This is a genomic window from Bradyrhizobium sp. 604_D8_N2_3 (assembly GCF_051810765.1).
GTDB classification, from domain to species: domain Bacteria; phylum Pseudomonadota; class Alphaproteobacteria; order Rhizobiales; family Xanthobacteraceae; genus Bradyrhizobium; species Bradyrhizobium barranii.
Window position 1 is genome coordinate 3,023,797 of the sequence record NZ_JBPWPM010000001.1, and the last position, 19,438, is coordinate 3,043,234.

A 19,438-nucleotide genomic window follows, 5' to 3' on the forward strand; every position below is an offset into this window, starting at 1 on the left:
GAATTATGGTCCTGCCACAATATTGAGAAATTCCGGCGACAGCATTACGCTATGTGTCTGGCTGGCAATTTCCGCAGCTATGTCGACCGTGGCGGGGGAGCTTTGATGCGAGCTGAAAGTAACGGTACGGCCCGGCGGATTCTGTGCGTGTTTCCCCGGTACACCTCGTCGTTCGGGACGTTCGAGCATTCCTATCCATTGACCGACGGCGTCTGCGCCTTCATGCCCCCGCAGGGGCTCTTGCTGCTCGCGGCCTATCTGCCCGAGGAGTGGGAGGTCAAATTCGTCGACGAGAATCTCCGTCGCGCGACCAACGAAGAGTTCGCGTGGGCGGAGGCGGTCTTCGTCAGTGGCATGCACATCCAGCGCCAGCAGATGAACGACATCTGCCGCCGCGCCCATGAGTTCGATCTCCCGGTCGCGCTCGGCGGTCCTTCCGTCAGCGCCTGCCCGGACTATTATCCGTCCTTCGACTATCTCCATGTCGGCGAACTCGGCGACGCCACCAATCGGCTGATCGAGATTTTGGCGCGCGACACGTCGCGTCCCGGGGAGCAGGTGGTGCTCACCACCAAGGACCGCGTGCCGATGACGGAGTTTCCGATCCCGGCCTACGAACTCGCCGACGTGAAGAAATACTTCCTCGGCAGCATCCAATATTCCAGCGGCTGCCCCTATCAGTGCGAGTTCTGCGACATCCCCGGCCTCTACGGCCGCAATCCGCGCCTCAAGTCGCCCGAGCAGATCATCGCCGAGCTCGACCGCCTGCGCGAATGCGGGATGACCGACACGGTCTATTTCGTCGACGACAATTTCATCGGCAACCGCAAGGCGGCGATGGACCTGCTGCCGCATCTGATCGAATGGCAGAAGCGGACCGGCTATGTGGTGCGGCTCGCCTGCGAGGCGACGCTCAACATCGCCAAGCGGCCCGAGATCCTCGAAAAGATGCGCGAGGCCTATTTCATCACCATCTTCTGCGGCATCGAGACGCCCGATCCCGACGCGCTGAAGGCGATGCACAAGGACCACAACATGATGGTCCCGATCCTCGAGGGCGTGCAAACGATCAACTCCTACGGCATGGAGGTCGTGTCCGGCATCATCATGGGGCTCGACACCGACAAGCCGAACACCTCGGAGGCGCTGCTGGCCTTCGTCGAGGAGTCCCGGATTCCGCTGCTCACGATCAACCTGCTCCAGGCGCTGCCGAAGACGCCGCTGTGGGACCGTCTGGAGCGCGAGGGACGCCTGATCGAGGATGACGGTCGCGATTCCAACGTCGACTTCCTGTTGCCCTATGATGAGGTCGTCGCATCCTGGAAGCACGCCATGGGCGTCGCCTACGAGCCCGAGAAGGTCTACGCGCGCTTCCAGTATCAATGCGACAACGTCTATGTGCACCGCCTGAAGATGCCGACGCCGGACGAGATGAAGACCTGGCCCAACATCCGGCGCGGTCTCGTGATGCTGCGCAACATCTTCTGGAAGGTCGGTGTGCTCGGCGACTACAGGCGCGTGTTCTGGAAGTTTGCGCTCGGGCGCATCAAGCGCGGCGACCTCGAAGGGCTGATCGGCTGCACCTTGATCGCGCACCATCTGATTACGTTTGCGCGCGCGGCGTCCAGCGGCAGGCAAAACGCCTCGAACTATTCGATCCGCCTGCGCGAGGCCTCCGTTCCCGCCGAATGACGCGACATGTCTGATCCGGCCGTCCCGCGCCGCCCGACCCTCGATCTGCGGTCGCTGACGCCTGCGCGCGTCGCGCTCGGCCGCAGCGGCGCGAGCGTGCCGACAAGGGCCTTGCTGGATTTCACGCTGGACCATGCCCGCGCCCGCGATGCCGTGCATGCAGTCTTCGACGCGCCGCGTCTGGTCGCAGATCTCCGCGCGCTTGGCCTTATCGTCACCGAGGCGCGGAGCCAGGCGGTCGACCGCAGGGATTATTTGCGGCGGCCGGATCTGGGACGACAGCTCGATGCCGGTTCAGCGGAGCTTTTGGCGCGAAGTGCCTCGGAGCCGTGCCAGCTCGCCATCGTGATCGGCGACGGCCTGTCGTCGGCCGCGGTCCACGCCCATGCGGTGGCGCTGGTGTCTCACCTGCTGCCGCTGCTTGCGGAAGGGAACGACGTCGCGATTGGACATTTCGTTGTCGCCTCAGGCGCGCGCGTCGCGCTCGGCGACGAGATCGGCGCCATTCTCGGTGCGCGCATGGTGGTGACGCTGATCGGCGAGCGGCCGGGCCTGTCCGCGCCCGACAGCCTCGGCGCCTATCTGACCTTCGCACCGAAGCCGGGCCGCACCGATGCCGAGCGCAATTGCGTCTCGAACGTCCACAAGGCCGGGTTGAGCCATGACGAGGCCGCCTTCAAAATCGCCTGGCTTGTTCGCGAGGGGCTGGCGCGGGAGGCCACCGGCGTGGCGCTGAAAGACGAGAGCGGCGATCCTCCCGCTCGAATCGGGACGATCCGGCCGGAATGACCGGTATCAAGGGTCGAAATCGCCGCATGTTGATCCAATTTGTGCGCTTGCGCGCGCTTGCGAGAGGGCGTTTGGACCTGCTAAACCCCTCGCGGCGATTTTCCGCGCATTTTCAAAGGGCAAGCCTCCCATCTGTATGGCATTTTCAAGCCGTTCGCGGGACGCAATAAGCTCACAGACCCGAGCCGATTAGGAACTGGACAAGGCATGCTCGAAAAGCACCGCGAGAATGAGGTTCATGTCGACAAGGTCGAGCAGGGACCGACGTCCTCGATCGCCTTCGGGCTCGAGCGCATCGGGCTGATCGCCGTCCGGGCGCCGATCGTCTCCTGCATCGTTCTGCTCGCCCTGATCGTCGGTGCCGTGTTCGGCATTCACCGGATCAAGATCGACGATTCGCTGTCCCAGCTGTTCCGGTCCAACACGCCGGAATTCCGCCAGTATGAAGCGGTGACAAAGAAGTTCCCGGCTGAGGAATTCGACGTCCTCGTCGTGGTCGAAGGCAAGACCCTCCTGGCGCGGAATAACCTCGAGAAGCTGCGCGACTTCGTCACCGACATGCAGCTGGTCGAAGGCACGCGCGGCCTGGTCTCGCTGTTCTCGGCGCGGCAGGCGCCGGCGCCGGGCAGGCTGCCGGCGGCGCTGTTCCCGCCCGAACTGCCCGAGGGCGCGGCCTATGACAAGTTCGTCGAGACCGTCAAGAACAACGAGATCATCCGCGGCAAGCTGTTGTCGGACGACGGCACGCTGGCGCTGATCGTGCTCTCGCTCGATCCGGAGGTGGTCGCCTCCAGCAAGCTGACCAAGACCGTCGGCGACATCCGTGCGCTGATGAAGGAAGACCTCGGCAATACCGGCCTCAACGTGCAGCTCTCCGGCGTGCCGGTGATGCAGCTTGAGATCCGCAACGCGGTCGAGCGTGACGGGCTGACCTACAACATCCTCGGCATCCTCGCCGGCTGCGTTATCGCCATCATCTTCTTCCGCAAGATCTCGTTCATGGTCGCGGCGGCGTTCCCGCCGATGATTGCGATCCTGCTGGCGCTCGGTGCGCTCGGCTGGGCCAATTTCAATCTCAACATGTTCCTGAACGTGATGACGCCGCTCATCATGGTGATCAGCTTCTCGGACTCGATGCAGTTGACGTTCGCCGCGCGCGACCGGCTGATCGCGGGCCAGGACAAGTTCACCGCGTTCAAGAACGCCGTGCTGGTGGTGGGCCCGGCCTGCGTGCTGACGCACGGCACCGCCGGCATTTCCTTCATCGCGCTCCAGTTCTCCGACTCCGACCTGATCCGCAAGTTCGGCGAGGCGGGCCTCGCCGCCACCATCATCGCGCTGGTCGCGGTGCTGTCGCTGGTGCCGGTGTTCGGCGTGCTGCTGGTGCGCAATGAGAAAGTCTTTGCTTCCAAGTTCCAGAGCGCGGATGCCGGCGTGCAGGCGCTGCGCAATTTCTGCTACTGGATCGCGGTCCGCATGGTGGGCCGTCCCGGCCTGTTCAGCCTGATTGCAGTGTTGTTCGTCGCGGGCCTCGGCGTCATCTACGCCAATCTGGAACCGCGCTACCGGCTCGCGGATCAGGTGCCGGACAAGCGCCAGGCCGTCGCCGCCAGCGACCGGCTCGATGCCAAGCTCACCGGTGCCAATCCGGTCAACGTGCTGGTCCAGTTCCCCAAGGGTGAGACGCTCTACTCGCCGGAGACGCTCCAGACCATCGCGGACGTGCATGCGACCGTCGAGAAGGCGGCCGGTGTCGGCAACGTCTGGTCGCTCGAGACCCTGCGCCGCTGGCTCGCAGACAAGGCCGGCAGCGCCGACGTCGCGACGCTGAAGGAATATGTCAACGTCATCCCCGAGCATCTGGTCCGGCGCTTCATCGACGCCGAGCAGGACGCCGTCGTGGTCGCAGGCCGCGTGCCGGACAAGGATTCCAGCCAGCTGCTACCGATCGTCGACAAGCTCGATTCCGAACTTGACGCCGTCCGCAAGAAGCATCCGGGCTACGAGATCGCGGTAACGGGTCTTGCCGCGATTGCCGCGCGCAACTCGGCCGGCATGATCGAGAAGCTCAACCGCGGGCTCACTGTCGAATTCGCGCTCGTCGCGATCTTCATCGGCCTTGCCTTCCGCTCCTGGGTCGTGATGTTCGCCTGTATCCTGCCGGGCATCTTCCCGGTGGTGATGTCGGGAACGGTGCTGTGGGCGATGGGCGAGGGGCTGCAATTTGCCAGTGTCGTGGCGCTGACCGTTTCGTTCGGCCTGGGCTTGAGCGCGACGATCCACTTCCTCAATCGCCTCAGGCTGGAGAGCAAGCCGGGCGTCGGTTCGGCGCTCGCGGTGGAGCGCGCGACGGTGCTGGTCGGCCCGGCGTTGATCCTGACCACGCTGGTGCTGGCCTGCGGTCTCGTCGTCACCGTGTTCTCCGACCTGCCGTCGCTGCGGCTGTTCGGCTGGCTCAGCGCCTTCTCGATGGTGATGGCCCTCGTCGCCGACCTCTTCATCCTGCGGCCGACGGCGATGTGGCTGATCAACCTGCACGCCAAGCTTCAGGGCCCTGACAAGCCGGCGATCTGAGCGGGCGGCATACGCCGCCCTTTGCTCACGCCTCGACCCGGACGATCCCGTACGGATTGAACTTGAAATCGTCCTCGGCGTAGTCCTGCTCCCGCGAGAGCGTAAGCTTGCGATCGCGTAGCGTCGCTTCGATGCCACTCTCGGCCATCGCGTTGGCAAGCTCCTCCATGAGCATCACCGCCGACCATTCGTTGCCGCGCGATTTCGCGACATAGATCTCCGGCAAGCCGACGAGGTGATAGCCGACGGTCTCGTAATAGCGATCGCCGCCGAGCGGACGCTTGGCGAAAGCAAGACGACACGCCTTGGCGACGGCGAGGGTCATGCCAAGGCCCTGACTGGTCTTTGCGCCCTTGCGGGCCTGATCGCCGAGACTGCGCCACCGCTCGAGGCCGTGGGCAATGCCGGCGCTTTCGCCCTTCACGGCGGTGGCACCGGCTTCGATCATCTCCTCGACGATGCGCAAGGCCGCGGCCGAAAAGGCGACTGCCTTCTGCTGCTCCAGCGGCGGGCTCAGCAAATAGAGCACCGCTTTGTGGCTGGCCACGGTCGCTTCGTCCGCGGCAGACCAGGCTTTCGGGAAGACGCGGTCCCAGCACACGCCGAACGACCGCTCCATGTGCGGATCGGGTTTGGCTTGCGAATAGGTGCGGTCGATCTCGAAGTTGAAATCCGCGATTGTCTTGGCCACCGCCTTCGACGGGTGCAGCAGGCTCTCGTCCTTGCCGAGGAAGCAGAGCACGTGACGCGGTTTTACCGACGAAGGCTGCATGCTCGTACCCTGCTGGTCATTGGCGAAGGCGCGGCTGGTTACGAAGAGCCCGGCGGCCTTGAGCAGATGTCTGCGAATTGGGTCCATGTCCGCAACAATGTCAGCAAAAAGCCCCCGGCTCGCGAGAACCGGGGGCGTGTTCCTTATCCGCTGGGAAGGGCGTCAGCCCTTCGTCATCGTGATGTTGACGCCGCGGATCTCGCCCTTCGAGCTGATCTGCACCGTCTGCTTGGTGCCGTTGGTGCGCAGCGACAGGTTGGCGGCGAAGCCGTTGGCTTCGACGAACACCTCGATCTGGCCGCCGCCGGCGGTGCCCTGGAGATTGCCGAAGATGTTGCGGTTGGTCTCGCTCCAGTTGCCGGAGATTCGCTCGCCCTGGCTCGTCACGTCGCTGGTGAGGTCGAACTTGTAGCTGTCGGACGCGCAGTGAAGGGCCTGCTTGAGGCTGAGACCGGTGCCGGCGACCTTGTAGTCGGCCTTGCAGCGGATGCGCTCGGTGCTGCCATCGGACAGCGACACCGTGCCGGTGCCGCTCCACGCACCGTCGAAACCTGCAAACGGTCCGGACGACTGAGCATGGCTTGCCGAGACTGAGAAGAGCAGCGCAGCCCCGATGCCGGCCGCCTTGATTGCCTGTCCAGATCGCCCAAAGAATTGCATTTTGAATATCCCGTTTTCGAGCGACGTTCGCTTAGGATGAACGTCTCGCCACATCGAAAGTTTAGTGTTCCGAGGCTGTGTCTGGTTCAAAGTCTGACAGCCGGGGACGGCGGTTCACGACGCCCTCGCGCCAGGTCAGGCTGCGCGATTCTCTCTGTTTCGGTGTGTTTCTGGCGGGAAAAGCAGGGCGGAGAGATGCAGCTCTGCAACAGGTACGCATCAAAACGCGGTGTGCCAGAATTATGACGTAGTATCAAACTCTTACATCTGCCAATGAAGAGCGAGGGAAGACCTAATTTGGTGGCTGTGGCGCCAATTTGGCCGCATTTGCCAGTGCTTGTGCCTTCTCCGAGGCCGCACGTTCCGCGGCGACTTGCCATCAGAACAATCCATTCCGGTCGTCCGCCCTGTGCTGTCCGGGATTGGTGCGATTCTGCCGTCAGAATGAAGGAATACAATGCGTAAGCTTCTCGTCGCTCTCACCCTGCTGTCGGCATCCCTTTCGACGGCGGCATTCGCCCAGGCAGGACGCGGCACGGACGCGGAACAGAAGGCCTGCACGCGCGATGTGCAGAAGTTCTGCCGTCCGGTCATCGACCAGGGCGATTTCACCATCCTGGCCTGCCTCAAGGAGAACCGGGCCAAGATCTCGCAGGCCTGCGACCAGGTCCTGAAGACCCACAACCAGTAAGCTCGGCCACTGGCCTACCAAGGGCGGCCCCGGGGCCGCCTTTTCGGGCCGGATCCGGAAGGGCAGCCATCGAGAGACAGGATTGGTTTTGCGGCCGTATTCCCCTATATGGGGGCCGCGGCGGCATCGCCGGCATGAGCCCGCGCGAGCGAAAAAGCCCTTCCTGTCCAAACGATTGTAAACCAGCCCTCGATGACCTCTGCGAGCGAATTGCGATCCGGCAAGGGTGACCGCGACGAGAATTTTCCCGTCGCGTCCTGGATCATTCATCCGCGCCATCGCGCGCTGATCCTGGCGTACTACAATTTCGTCCGCACCGCCGACGACATCGCCGATCACGCGACGCTGCCGCCCGACCAGAAGCTCGCTTATCTCGACCTGCTCGAGGCGGAACTGCTCGGCGAGGGCGACACCCAGGCCGAAGCCGTCATTCTGCGGCGGGCGCTGGCCGAGCGAGGCATGGCGCCGCGCCACGCGCTCGACGTGCTCATCGCGTTCCGCATGGACGTCACCAAGCTGCGCTACGAGAACTGGGACGAGGTCATCCACTATTGCCGCTACTCGGCGATGCCGGTCGGCCGTTTCATGCTCGACGTCCACGGCGAGAGCACGTCGACATGGGCGGCCTCGGACGCGCTCTGCGCAGGTCTTCAGATCAACAACCACCTCCAGGATTGCGGCAAGGATTTTCGCGAGCTCAATCGCGTCTATCTGCCGCGCGACGCGCTGGCCGCGAGTGGCGCCTCGGTCGAGCAGCTCGGGCTGACGCAGTCGCCGCCGGCGATGCTGGCCTGCCTTCAGGCGCTCGCCGTGCGCAACGCAGCCCTGCTCGACGAGGGCCGGTCGCTCAGCGCGGAGATCCGCGATTTCCGCCTCGGCGTCGACGTCGCGGTGATCCAGGCCTATGCCGATCGCATCGTGCGCCTGTTGAAGGTGCGCGATCCCCTGCGCGAGCGCGTGCATCTGAACAAGTTCGAGCTTCTCACTTTCAGCCTCGCCGGCATGATCGGCGAAGTCGGCCGCCGCGCGATCGGGCGCAAGGCCATTTCCAGACCGGGGACTGCACATGACGCTTGAGGCGACCTCGCCCAGCGCCAATTACGGCTCGACCGCATCGAACAGCTCCTTCTACGCTGCGATGCGCATCCTGCCGCATGACCAGCGCGAAGCGATGTTCCAGATCTACAGCTTCTGCCGCCAGGTCGACGACATCGCCGATTCCGACGGCCCGCGCGACGAGCGGCTCGCCGCGCTTCAGGAGTGGCGCAACGACATCGACGCGCTCTATCAGGGCCATCCGCCGCCGCGGCTGAAGGACTACGTCGCCTCGGTGAAGACCTTCGGCCTCAAGCGCGAGGATTTCCTTGCGATCGTCGACGGCATGGAGATGGACGTGCCGCAGGACATCCGCGCGCCCGACATGACGACGCTCGATCTCTACTGCGATCGCGTCGCCAGCGCCGTGGGGCGGCTGTCGGTGCGGGTGTTCGGCCTGCCCGAGGAAGACGGCATCCAGCTCGCCTACCATCTCGGCCGCGCGCTCCAGCTCACCAACATCCTGCGCGACATCGACGAGGACGCTGGCCTCGGCCGGCTCTATCTGCCGCGCGAGGCGCTGCTGCATGCCGGCATCACCTCCAACGACCCGAACCGCGTGATCACCGAGCGCGCGCTGCCGAAGGTCTGCCAGCCGCTGACGCAGCGTGCGAAGGCGCATTTCGAGAAGTCTGACGAGATCATGAACCGCAACAAGCGCCGCGCCGTGCGCGCGCCGCGGATCATGTCGAAATACTACCATTCCATTCTGGACCTCCTGATCGCACGCGGCTTCAACGCGCCGCGCGAGCCGGTGCGTGTGTCGAAGGTCGCGCGCATCCTGATCCTGCTCCGTTACGCTTTCATCTGATGCAAAAGACAGCTCACATCATCGGTGCTGGAATTTCCGGCCTCTCCGCCGCCGTGCGGCTCGCCAATGCCGGCTTCAAGGTCGCCGTGCACGAGGCGACGCACCAGGCCGGCGGCCGCTGCCGTTCCTATTTCGACGGCGCCACCAATCTCACCATCGACAACGGCAATCATCTGCTGCTGTCGGGCAACAGCCATGCGCGCGCCTATGCCCGCTCGATCGGCACCGAGGCGGGCCTCGTCGGCCCCGAGCGCGCGCAGTTTCCGTTCGTCGACATCAAGACCGGGCAGCGCTGGCAGATCGATCTCGGCGATGGCCGGCTGCCGACCTGGGTGCTCGACGAGAGCCGCCGCGTTCCCGACACCGGGCTCAGCGATTATCTCAAGCTGGCGCCGCTGATCTGGGCGTCGGAGGAGACGCTGGTCGGCAAGTCCATTCCCTGCGAAGGCATCCTGTATCAGCGGCTGGTGCAGCCGCTGCTGCTTGCGGCGCTCAACGTCGATCCGCCCGAGGGCTCGGCCGGGCTTGCCGGCGCGATCGTGCGCGAGACGCTGCTTGCCGGCGGACAGGCGTGCCGGCCGCTGATTGCGCGCGACGGCTTGAGCGCCGTGCTGATCGAGCCTGCCGTCAAGTTCTTGCAGGAGCGCGGCCACACCGTTCAGCTCGGCCATGAGCTGCGTTCGTTTACGACCGGTGACGGCAAGGCCAGCGCGCTGAATTTCGGCGGCGAGGATGTGATCCAGCTCGGTGAGGGCGATGTCGTCGTGATGGCAGTGCCGCCGCGTGCCGCTGCGAGCCTGCTGCCCGGGCTGAAGACGCCGACCGAATTCCGCGCCATCGTGAACGCGCATTTCCGCTTTGAACCGCCGCCGGGCTCGGCGCCGATCCTCGGCGTGATCGGCGGCGTCGTGGAATGGCTGTTCGCGTTCCCGAACCGGCTCTCCGTGACCATCAGCAATGGCGACCGCCTGGTCGACATGCCGCGCGAGGAACTCGCGCAGGCGATCTGGAACGACGTCTGCAAGGCGGGCGGGGTCTCCGGCGAGCTGCCCCCCTGGCAGATCGTGCGCGAGCGCCGTGCCACATTTGCGGCCACGCCGGCCCAGAATGCCCTGCGTCCGGGGCCGGCCACTGCGCTGAAAAACCTGTTTCTTGCCGGCGACTGGACTGCTACGGGATTGCCTGCAACCATCGAGGGATCGGTGCGGTCCGGTGATCGCGCCGCCGATCTGGTTTTGGCCGCAAAGCGGCCCTGACGGGCAAAGTCCCGGTCAATTTCAATCGACTATCGGAGCAATCGAGCGACATGGATTCCGTGAACGCGACCAGCCGCGAAGCCTTGGAATCGGGCGTCCTGGAATCGAGCATTGCGTCGGCGACGCAAGGCGTTCTCGGCTTCCAGCAATCCGACGGCCATTGGGTGTTCGAGCTCGAGGCCGACTGCACCATTCCGGCCGAATACATCCTGCTGCGCCATTATCTCGCAGAGCCCGTGGACGCCGTGCTCGAGGCCAAGCTCGGCAATTATCTCCGCCGCGTGCAGGGCGCCCATGGCGGCTGGCCGCTCGTGCATGACGGCGAGTTCGACATGAGCGCGAGCGTGAAGTCCTACTTCGCGCTCAAGATGATCGGTGATTCCGTCGACGCCCCGCACATGGTGCGTGCGCGCGAGGCGATCCATGCCCGCGGCGGCGCGATCAACAGCAACGTCTTCACGCGCTTCCTGCTTGCGATGTTCGGCGTGGTGACCTGGCGCGCGGTGCCGGTGCTGCCGATCGAGATCGTGCTGTTGCCGTTCTGGTCGCCGTTCCACCTCAACAAGATTTCCTACTGGGCGCGCACCACCATGGTGCCGCTGATGGTTCTCGCCGCGCTGAAGCCGCTGGCGAAGAATCCGAAGGGCGTCGGGATCGACGAGCTGTTTCTCCAGGATCCGCGCTCGATCGGCATGACCGCGAAGGCGCCGCACCAGAGCATGGCCTGGTTCGTGCTATTCCGCGCGCTCGACGGCATTCTGCGCGTGATCGAGCCGATGTTTCCGAAGAGCCTGCGGCAGCGCGCGATCGATACGGCGCTCGCCTTCACCGAGGAGCGGCTCAACGGCGAGGACGGCATGGGCGCGATCTATCCGCCCATGGCCAACATCGTCATGATGTATGACGCGCTCGGCAAGGACGAGAATTATCCGCCGCGAGCGGTCACGCGCCGCGGCATCGACAAGCTGCTCGTGTTCAACGGCGACGAGGCCTATTGCCAGCCCTGCGTCTCGCCGGTGTGGGACACGACGCTGACCGCCCACGCGCTGCTCGAAGCCGGCGGTGACATAGCCCTGCCTGCGGCCAAGCAGGGCCTCGACTGGCTGATCCCGAAGCAGGAGCTCGAGGTGAAGGGCGACTGGGCGGTGAAGCGGCCCGACGTGCGCCCGGGCGGCTGGGCCTTCCAGTACAACAATGCCTATTATCCCGATCTCGATGACACCGCGGTGGTGGTGATGTCGATGGACCGCATGCGACGCGAGCACGGTGCGACCGGCTATGACGCCGCAATCGACCGCGGCCGGGAGTGGATCGAGGGCATGCAGAGCGACGACGGCGGCTGGGCCGCCTTCGACGTCAACAACCTCGAATACTATCTGAACAACATCCCGTTCTCGGACCATGGCGCGCTGCTCGATCCGCCGACCGAGGACGTCACCGCGCGCTGCATCTCCATGCTGGCCCAGCTCGGCGAGACCGAGAAGACCAGCAAGCATGTCGCCGACGGGGTCGCCTACCTCAGGAAGACCCAGCACCCGGAAGGGTCCTGGTACGGCCGCTGGGGCATGAACTTCATCTACGGAACCTGGTCGGTGCTCTGTGCCCTCAACATGGCCGGCGTCCGCCATAACGACCCGATGATTCGGAAAGCCGCCGACTGGCTGGCCTCGATCCAGAACAAGGACGGCGGCTGGGGCGAGGCCGCCGTCAGCTACCGTCTCGACTACAAGGGCTGGGAGGCGTCTCCCTCGACCGCCTCGCAAACGGCATGGGCCTTGCTTGCCCTGATGGCTGCTGGCGAGGTTGATCACCCGGCCGTCGCCCGCGGGGTGGAGTACCTGATTGCAACACAGAACAAAAAAGGACTGTGGGACGAGCAGCGGTACACCGCCACAGGCTTTCCTCGTGTATTCTATCTGCGTTATCACGGTTACCCGAAGTTCTTCCCGCTGTGGGCGTTGGCGCGGTATCGGAACTTGCGGAACACCAACAGCAGGGTGGTAGGGGTCGGGATGTGACTTTGGGGACGGGGGACTATCTGACCGTGGGTAATGCCATCGACCCGCGGCCGATATTGATCGTGACTGGACTGGTTCAGGAGGCCCGTATCGCGGCTGGGCCCGGAATGGCGGTCATTTGCTCGTCGAGCAGCCCGACCCAGTTGCGGGCGCTTCTGACGGTGGTGGATCCCGAGACGATTCGCGGCGTGATCTCGTTCGGCGTGGCCGGCGGGCTCGACCCGACGCTGCGCTCCGGCGACGTCGTGCTGGCGACCGAGGTGCTCTCCGGCGATACCCGCTGGGCCGCGGGCCTGTCGCTCGGCGACGACCTGATCGACCGCCTGACGTCGGGCCGCCGCCGCGTGGTGCGCGGCAGCCTTGCCGGCGCCGAGGAGGTGGTTACGAAGCGGTCCTGCAAGGCGGCGCTGCATTCGGAAACCGGCGCCTCCGCCGTCGACATGGAGAGCCACATCGCGGCCGCCTACGCCGCCGAGGCGGGGCTGCCCTTTGCCGCGGTCCGCGTCATCAGCGATCCCGCCCATCGCGCGCTGCCGGCGCTCGCCCGCGCCGCCATCAAGCCGAACGGCCAGATCGATCTCGCCGCCGTTCTGCGCGGCATCGTGCGCAATCCGACCACGCTGCATGCGCTGGTCTCGACCGGCATCGACTTCAACCGCGCGCTGCGTAGCTTGCGCGGCTGCCGCGACTATTTGATCGGCACCGAGCTCGTCGACAGCGAGGCCCTGGTCTCCAAGGCGGCCTGACCTCTTGATACGATAAAGCAAAGGGCCCGGTCGCCATTGGCGACCGGGCCTTTTGCGTTTTGGTGCCTGCTCACTCGGTCGCTTCCATGCGGTTTCGATCCACGACCCACAGCGTCCGTCGCATCATGCCCTCGACAATTGCCGCCGACTCGCTTGGACGCAGATAGATCGCCGTCGCACGACGCTCGTTCCGGACACGCTGGGCTCGATCGTCGGTTTGCTGGATTCAGCGCGATCAGCCTGACGAAGGTCGGCAATCTGCCTTATGGCACGAGTGGCCGCGCAGGGCCGTTTGGCTTCACGGGGCAGCGGATCTGCCTCCGGTCGCCTCGGGGCGTTCGTGCCGAAGATGAAAAGGCCCGGTCGCGGTGGCGACCGGGCCTTCTTTGTTCGTACCGACTTGCGTGCTTACGCGGCGGTCGACGCCTTCCGCGCCGCCTTCTCCTGCGCCGCGGCCGCCTCGTCCTTGCGGATCTCCGACAGGCGCTTCTGCACTTCCGCCGAGAAGATGTACTGCGCCGGACGCTGCTTGGTCATGTCGATCTCGGGCGCCATCGGGCCCGTGGTCCTGATGCCGCGCAGCGACACCCACATCGCCTTCAGCGGGTGGCTGATGGCAGCGGTCGCAGCCGTCGGCTCGTAGCCGCAATGGGCCATACAGTCGGCGCACTTCTCGTACTTGCCGGTGCCGTAGGTTTCCCAATCGGTGGTGTCCATCAGCTCCTTGAAGGTCTTGGCATAGCCTTCACCGAGCAGATAGCAGGGCTTCTGCCAGCCGAAGATGTTGCGCGCGGGCATGCCCCACGGCGTGCACTCGTATTCCTGGTTGCCGGCGAGGAAGTCCAGGAACAGGCCGGAATGCATGAAGTTCCACTTCTTGCCCTTGCCCATCGCGAAGACGTCGCGGAACAGCTTCTTGGTCTTGGTGCGGTTGAGGAAGTGCTCCTGGTCCGGCGCACGCTCATACGCATAGCCCGGCGACATCGAGACGCCGACACCGAGCTCGACGGTGAGGTCGAGGAATTTCGCGATCTCCTCGGCCGGATGGCCGTCGAAGATGGTGGCGTTGACGTTGACGGTGAAGCCGCGCGCCTTGGCCGCCTTGATCGCGGAGACGGCGCGGTCGAACACGCCCTTCTGCGACACAGCCTTGTCGTGATGGTCCTTCAGGCCGTCGAGATGCACCGAGAAGAACAGGTACGGGGAGGGCGTGAACAGGTCGAGCTTCTTCTCGAGCAGCAGCGCGTTGGTGCAGAGCGAGACGAACTTCTTGCGTTCGACCAGGCCGCGCACGATCTCGCCGATCTCCTTGTGGATCAGCGGCTCGCCGCCGGGAATGGCGACCATCGGCGCGCCGCACTCGTCGGCCGCGTCCCAGCACTCCTGGGCGGTCATGCGGCGGTTGAGGATCGCATCCGGATAATCGATCTTGCCGCAGCCGACGCAGGCGAGGTTGCAGCGGAACAGCGGCTCCAGCATCAGCACGAGCGGATAGCGCTTGCGGCCAAGCAGTTTCTGCTTGAGCAAATAGCCGCCGATACGCATTTCCTTGAAGAAGGGGATAGCCATTACAAGTTTCTTTCTGGGCTAGGACTTCGGGTGGGTCAGCTCGCAGCCAGTTCGGCCGGAAGCCGGAATTCGATGTTTTCCTCGCGGCCCGGCAGCACCGAGACCTTGACTGGTCCGATCCGCCGCATCGCTTCGATCACGTCATCCACGAGTACCTCAGGCGCCGAAGCGCCGGCCGTGACGCCGACGGTCTTGGCATCTTTCAACCACTCCGGATTGAGCGCGCTGCCGTCGGCAATCAAATAACTCGCGACGCCGGCCTCAGTGCCGATTTCGCGGAGCCGGTTCGAGTTCGAGCTATTGGCAGCGCCCACCACCAAGATCACGTCGACCAGCTTGCTCAAGTCCCTTACCGCAGATTGGCGGTTCTGTGTCGCATAGCAGATATCCCGGATATCCGGGCCTTGAATATCTGTAAAGCGGGCCTGGAGGGCCGCAATAATGTCCTTGGTGTCGTCGACCGACAGGGTGGTCTGGGTGATGTAGGCCACTGGCGTATCCGCCTGCAGCGTCAAGGCCTTAACCTCTTCAACGCTTTGGACAAGCAGCACCGGGGCGGGAACCTGGCCCATCGTGCCCTCGACCTCGGGGTGGCCGGCATGGCCGATCAGGATCAGGGTGCGGCCCCTGGAGATGTAGCGTTTCCCCTGATTGTGAACTTTCGTGACCAGGGGGCAGGTGGCATTGAGCACCGGAAGGTCGCGCGCGGCAGCCTCTTCCTCGACGCTGCGGGCGACGCCATGGGCACTGAAAACGGTCACGGCTTTCGGCGGAACCTCGGACAGTTCCTCGACGAAGATCGCGCCCTTGTTCTTCAGGCTCTCGACCACGTACTTGTTGTGCACGATCTCGTGGCGCACGTAGACGGGCGGGCCGTACTTCTCCAGCGCCCGTTCCACGATCTCGATCGCACGCACCACGCCCGCGCAAAAGCCGCGCGGCTGCGCTAGATAAACTTCCATAGGACGCCCATCACGCAATTTGCACCAATCCGCTTCTCAAGTCCCCGGCGGCACTTCGATACTGTCCAATGAGTTGCAATAACCGCACCATTGGTTTCGCGCACGCGGTAACCGCCCACCCTATCTGGGCCCCGGCGCATGGAGGCACAGCACTTTGTGTCAAAAAATCGGCAAAAAGGAAAGACCGGATGAAACCCTGGTTCCGTTACCGTGCGCATCCGCGGTATTATAATAGGGCATGCGCTCTGAGCAAAATGGCGACATTTGTGCTCACCGCTTCGCCACTTTCCCGCCTCAAGTCACCGGCTATACCGACCGCCCCGCATGATTTTGCCTAGGTCTGTCGCCGTTTACCTCGAACCTTCGTGCGGCGAGAACCACTCAAAACAGCAATAGGTTTCGCCGGGGAACTCCGATAAACAGCGGGCGTTTCCGGCAAGCTGTTAACCGCAGAAAGAAAAGATGCTGCAAAGCGTAGTCGTTGCCATCGTCAGGGCCTGCACCCGGTTTGCCTCCCTCGTCGTCGTTCTCGGGCTCCTGCTTTCGGTCGGGGCGGGCTATTACACGTCTAAGCATTTCGCCATCAACACCGACATCAATTCGCTGATTGCCCAGAATTTGGACTGGCGCCAGCGCGACCAGCAATTCGACCGTGCCTTCGACCGCGACGCGACGATTCTCGCGGTCGTCGAGGCCAGGACGCCGGAGATGGCGACCGCGGCGGCGGATGCGCTCTTCGCCAAGCTGAAGGACAACAAGACCGACTTCCAGTCGATGCAGCAGCTCGGCACCGGCGAGTTCTTTGAGAAGAACGGCTTGCTGTTCCTGCCGACCGAAGAGGTCGGCAAGATCACCAGCCAGTTCGAATCCGCAGCGCCCCTGGTCGAGATCATGGCCGGTGATCCCTCGATCCGCGGCCTGACCGGCGCGCTGGAGACGGGACTTGCCGGCGTCAAGCGCGGCCAGGTCAAGCTCGACAATACCGCGCGGCCCTTCAATCAGATCGCGCAGACCGTCGAGACCGTGCTCAACAAGGGCAAAGCGAGCTTCTCCTGGCGTGAGCTCGTCAGCGACGAGCCGCTGACGGATTCCGATAAGCGCGCCTTCATCGAGTTCAAGCCGATCCTGGACTACAACGCGCTGGAGCCCGGCAAGGGCGCCACCGACGCGATCCGCAAGGCGGCAGTTGATCTGGATTTTGCGAACAAGTACCAGGCACGAGTGCGACTGACCGGTCCCGTCCCGATCGCCAACGAGGAATACGCCACCGTCCAGGAGGGCGCCGTCGTCAACGGCGTCGGGACTGTGCTGGTCGTGCTGCTCATCCTGTGGATGGCGCTGCACTCGTCGAAGATCATTTTCGCGGTGTTCGTCAATCTCTTCGTCGGCCTTGCGCTGACGACCGCTGCCGGCCTGATGATGGTCGGCTCGTTCAATTTGCTGTCGATCGCGTTCGCCGTGCTGTTCGTGGGACTGGGCGTCGATTTTGGTATCCAGTACAGCGTCCGCTACCGCTCGGAGCGCTACAAGCACAACGATCTCTCCGGCGCGCTGGTGCTTGCCGCCAAGCGCTCCGCGGTGCCGCTGTCGCTGGCGGCAATGGCGACCGCCGCCGGCTTCCTCTGTTTCCTGCCCACCGATTACAAGGGCATCTCCGAGCTCGGCCAGATCGCCGGCGTCGGCATGCTGGTGGCGTTCCTCTCCAGCATCACCGTACTGCCCGCAATGCTGAAGCTGTTGAACCCGCCCGGTGAGCAGGAGCCCGTCGGTTATGCCTTCCTGGCGCCGCTCGATTACTTTCTGGAGAAGCACCGTGTGCTGGTCGTGGGCGGCACGTTGCTGCTGGCGCTCGCCGGCCTGCCGCTGCTCTACTTCCTGAAGTTCGACTTCAACCCGATGAACCTGCGCAACCCGAAGGCCGAGTCGATCGCGACCTTCCTCGATTTGCGCAAGGATCCGAACACCGGCGCCAATGCCATCAACGTGATGACCACGTCCGAGGAGCAGGCGAGGCAGGTCGAGGCGAAGCTGGAGAAGGTGCCGGAGGTGCTGCGCGTGATGTCGCTCGACAGCTTCGTGCCGACCGACCAGGCGCCAAAGCTGAAGCTGCTCGCGCAGGGCGCCAAGGTGCTCAACCCCGCGCTCAATCCTGACCAGGTCGACGCTGCGCCAACGGACAAGGAAAACGTCGAGGCGTTGAAATCCTCGGTCGACAATCTGCGCCGGACCGCCGGTGACACGAAGGGCCCGGGCGCCGTCGCCTCGCGCCGGCTGGCGGACGCGCTCGAAAAGCTCGCCAATGGCGACGAGGCCACGCGGAACACGGCGCAGGACGTGTTCGTCACGCCGCTGAAGATCGCGTTCGGCCAGCTCAGGAACGCGATGCAGGCCGGGCCGGTCACCCTGGCCTCACTGCCCCCCGAGCTCGTCAGCGCCTGGAAGAGCAAGGACGGGATCATCCGCGTCGAGGCGCAGCCGAAGGGCGATCCCAACGACAACGACACGCTGCGCAAATTTGCGGCGGCGGTGCTCGCGGCCGAGCCGACCGCGATCGGCGGGCCGGTCTCGATCCTGAAATCCGGTGACACCGTGGTGAAGGCGTTCATCCACGCCGGCATCTACGCGCTGCTGGTGATCGGCCTGTTGCTTTGGATCACGCTGCGGCGGTTCGTCGACGTGCTGATGACGCTGGTGCCGCTGCTGGTCGCCGGCGCGGTGACGCTCGAAATCTGCGTGTTGATCGGGCTGCCGCTCAACTTCGCCAACATCGTCGCGTTCCCGCTGCTGCTCGGCGTCGGCGTCGCCTTCAAGATCTATTATGTCGTGGCCTGGCGCTCGGGCAGGACAAACCTGCTCCAGACCAGCCTGACACGCGCGATCTTTTTCAGCGCGCTGACGACGGCGACCGCGTTCGGTAGCCTGTGGCTGTCGAGCCACCCCGGAACGTCCAGCATGGGCAAGCTACTCGCACTCTCGCTGGTGACGACGCTTGCCGCAGTGCTGCTGTTCCAGCCGGCCCTAATGGGCAAACCCCGCAATCTCAGGGAGTAGGCAGATGTCGCCGACCGGGTCGGCGGCGTTCTTCTGACCGGGCTTGGCGGTGGTAGCGGTCTTCTGGGCTGCGGGGGCAGGGGCCGGCGCTGTGGCGCTGGCGCCGGTCGTGCCGCCTGTTGTCGGGCCGCCTGTGGTGCCGCCGTTGTTGCCTTGGGCTTTCGGCGCCGCGCCGGTGGGCTTCGGTGCGCCCTTGGCCATGGCGTTGGCGGTGCTCAAAGGAATCGGCGGGGCGACGCGGGTCCAGGTCTCGCCGCCGCAGAGGAAGCCCATCACGCAGCCCTTGATTTCGAGCTGGTCGGTGCCGACGGTCGTGATGGTTGCGCTGTAGAGCTGGCCGTCCTTGGCGTTGTAGACCTGCCCTTCCCACTGATCGACGCCGGGCTTCTTCTTCATGTCGATCAGGGTCGCCATGCCCAGCGTCGGCCTGGTCTTTTTCGACGGATCCGGATTGTATTCATCGCGGCCGCCGGGCTGTTTTTCCCAGGAAACCGCGCCCCACATGCTGCCATTGCATTGGGCGACACGAATGTTGGCGACGGCGTCGGCGACCCGCCAGTCGCCGGTGGGATCGGCGGCGAGCGCGGGTGTCAGGCAGGTGTAACCACCAGCCAGTATTAGTCCGGTGTAAAGGGCTAAACGCATGATAGTTCCTTGGCAGTGCAACATGGTTTAAAGCTGTGCTTGCGAAGATGGTCCGAAAAAGGGCAAAAGGCCGCACAGACCGTTTTCGGTAACGGTCCCTTTTCAGT

General features: G+C 64.4%; 15 protein-coding genes. 10 read left to right on the top strand and 5 right to left on the bottom strand.

Translation table 11 applies throughout. The features are described from left to right. Positions 1-105 precede the first annotated feature (105 nt). The 3 genes from AB7245_RS14385 to AB7245_RS14395 all read left to right on the top strand — a co-directional run bounded on the left by AB7245_RS14385 (position 106) and on the right by AB7245_RS14395 (position 5,055). Positions 106-1,692 carry a B12-binding domain-containing radical SAM protein gene (locus AB7245_RS14385; protein ID WP_085403891.1) on the top strand — a complete coding sequence of 529 codons (1,587 nt, stop codon included), beginning with the start codon at positions 106-108 and terminating at the stop codon, positions 1,690-1,692. 6 nt (positions 1,693-1,698) lie between these two features. Then, on the top strand, positions 1,699-2,481 hold the full coding sequence (gene eutC / locus AB7245_RS14390) for an ethanolamine ammonia-lyase subunit EutC (protein WP_085403890.1): 783 nt from the start codon (positions 1,699-1,701) through the stop codon (positions 2,479-2,481). Between the two features lie 207 nt (positions 2,482-2,688). Then, complete coding sequence (locus AB7245_RS14395; protein WP_071915703.1) at positions 2,689-5,055, top strand: efflux RND transporter permease subunit; 2,367 nt, start codon at positions 2,689-2,691, stop codon at positions 5,053-5,055. Between the two features lie 25 nt (positions 5,056-5,080). On the opposite strand, the gene AB7245_RS14400 is transcribed toward AB7245_RS14395, so the two are convergent. Further along, positions 5,081-5,914 (bottom strand): hypothetical protein, encoded by an 834-nt coding sequence (locus tag AB7245_RS14400; RefSeq protein WP_085403889.1) that lies wholly within the window; start codon positions 5,912-5,914, stop codon positions 5,081-5,083. Between the two features lie 75 nt (positions 5,915-5,989). Further along, a complete protein-coding gene (locus AB7245_RS14405; RefSeq protein WP_028146949.1) occupies positions 5,990-6,487 on the bottom strand; it encodes a hypothetical protein in 498 nt (165 codons plus the stop codon). A gap of 457 nt (positions 6,488-6,944) precedes the next feature. Here AB7245_RS14405 and AB7245_RS14410 point away from each other — a divergent pair, with 457 nt between their 5' ends. The 6 genes from AB7245_RS14410 (at position 6,945) to AB7245_RS14435 (ending at position 13,104) form a co-directional block, all read left to right on the top strand. Then, positions 6,945-7,178, top strand: coding sequence for a hypothetical protein (locus AB7245_RS14410; RefSeq protein WP_028143219.1), 234 nt, complete (start codon positions 6,945-6,947; stop codon positions 7,176-7,178). 192 nt (positions 7,179-7,370) lie between these two features. Continuing rightward, on the top strand, positions 7,371-8,255 hold the full coding sequence (gene hpnC, locus AB7245_RS14415; RefSeq protein WP_014496822.1) for a squalene synthase HpnC: 885 nt from the start codon (positions 7,371-7,373) through the stop codon (positions 8,253-8,255). Continuing rightward, positions 8,245-9,084, top strand: a complete 840-nt coding sequence (gene hpnD, locus AB7245_RS14420) for a presqualene diphosphate synthase HpnD (RefSeq protein WP_071915699.1) — start codon at positions 8,245-8,247, stop codon at positions 9,082-9,084. Before hpnC ends, hpnD begins: the two co-directional genes overlap by 11 nt. Continuing rightward, positions 9,084-10,340, top strand: coding sequence for a hydroxysqualene dehydroxylase HpnE (gene hpnE / locus AB7245_RS14425; RefSeq protein ID WP_085403887.1), 1,257 nt, complete (start codon positions 9,084-9,086; stop codon positions 10,338-10,340). Before hpnD ends, hpnE begins: the two co-directional genes overlap by 1 nt. 50 nt (positions 10,341-10,390) lie before the next feature. After that, positions 10,391-12,358: a squalene--hopene cyclase gene (gene shc, locus AB7245_RS14430; RefSeq protein ID WP_085403886.1), complete on the top strand. Its 1,968-nt coding sequence runs from the start codon at positions 10,391-10,393 to the stop codon at positions 12,356-12,358. Beyond that, positions 12,355-13,104, top strand: a complete 750-nt coding sequence (locus AB7245_RS14435) for a phosphorylase (RefSeq protein WP_063984634.1) — start codon at positions 12,355-12,357, stop codon at positions 13,102-13,104. Before shc ends, AB7245_RS14435 begins: the two co-directional genes overlap by 4 nt. Positions 13,105-13,512: 408 nt before the next feature. Here the strand turns inward: AB7245_RS14435 and hpnH are convergent, their stop codons facing one another. Further along, complete coding sequence (hpnH, locus tag AB7245_RS14440; RefSeq protein ID WP_063984632.1) at positions 13,513-14,673, bottom strand: adenosyl-hopene transferase HpnH; 1,161 nt, start codon at positions 14,671-14,673, stop codon at positions 13,513-13,515. Positions 14,674-14,708: 35 nt separating this feature from the next. After that, positions 14,709-15,635, bottom strand: a complete 927-nt coding sequence (gene ispH / locus AB7245_RS14445; protein WP_063984631.1) for a 4-hydroxy-3-methylbut-2-enyl diphosphate reductase — start codon at positions 15,633-15,635, stop codon at positions 14,709-14,711. Between the two features lie 462 nt (positions 15,636-16,097). Between ispH and AB7245_RS14450 the strand changes: the two genes are divergently transcribed. Beyond that, on the top strand, positions 16,098-18,686 hold the full coding sequence (locus tag AB7245_RS14450; RefSeq protein WP_085403885.1) for an MMPL family transporter: 2,589 nt from the start codon (positions 16,098-16,100) through the stop codon (positions 18,684-18,686). Here the strand turns inward: AB7245_RS14450 and AB7245_RS14455 are convergent. Then, entirely contained in the window at positions 18,654-19,331 is a 678-nt protein-coding gene (locus AB7245_RS14455; protein WP_085403884.1) for a DUF2147 domain-containing protein, read from the bottom strand. The two genes, AB7245_RS14450 and AB7245_RS14455, sit on opposite strands and share 33 nt — an antisense overlap. Positions 19,332-19,438: the final 107 nt, after the last annotated feature.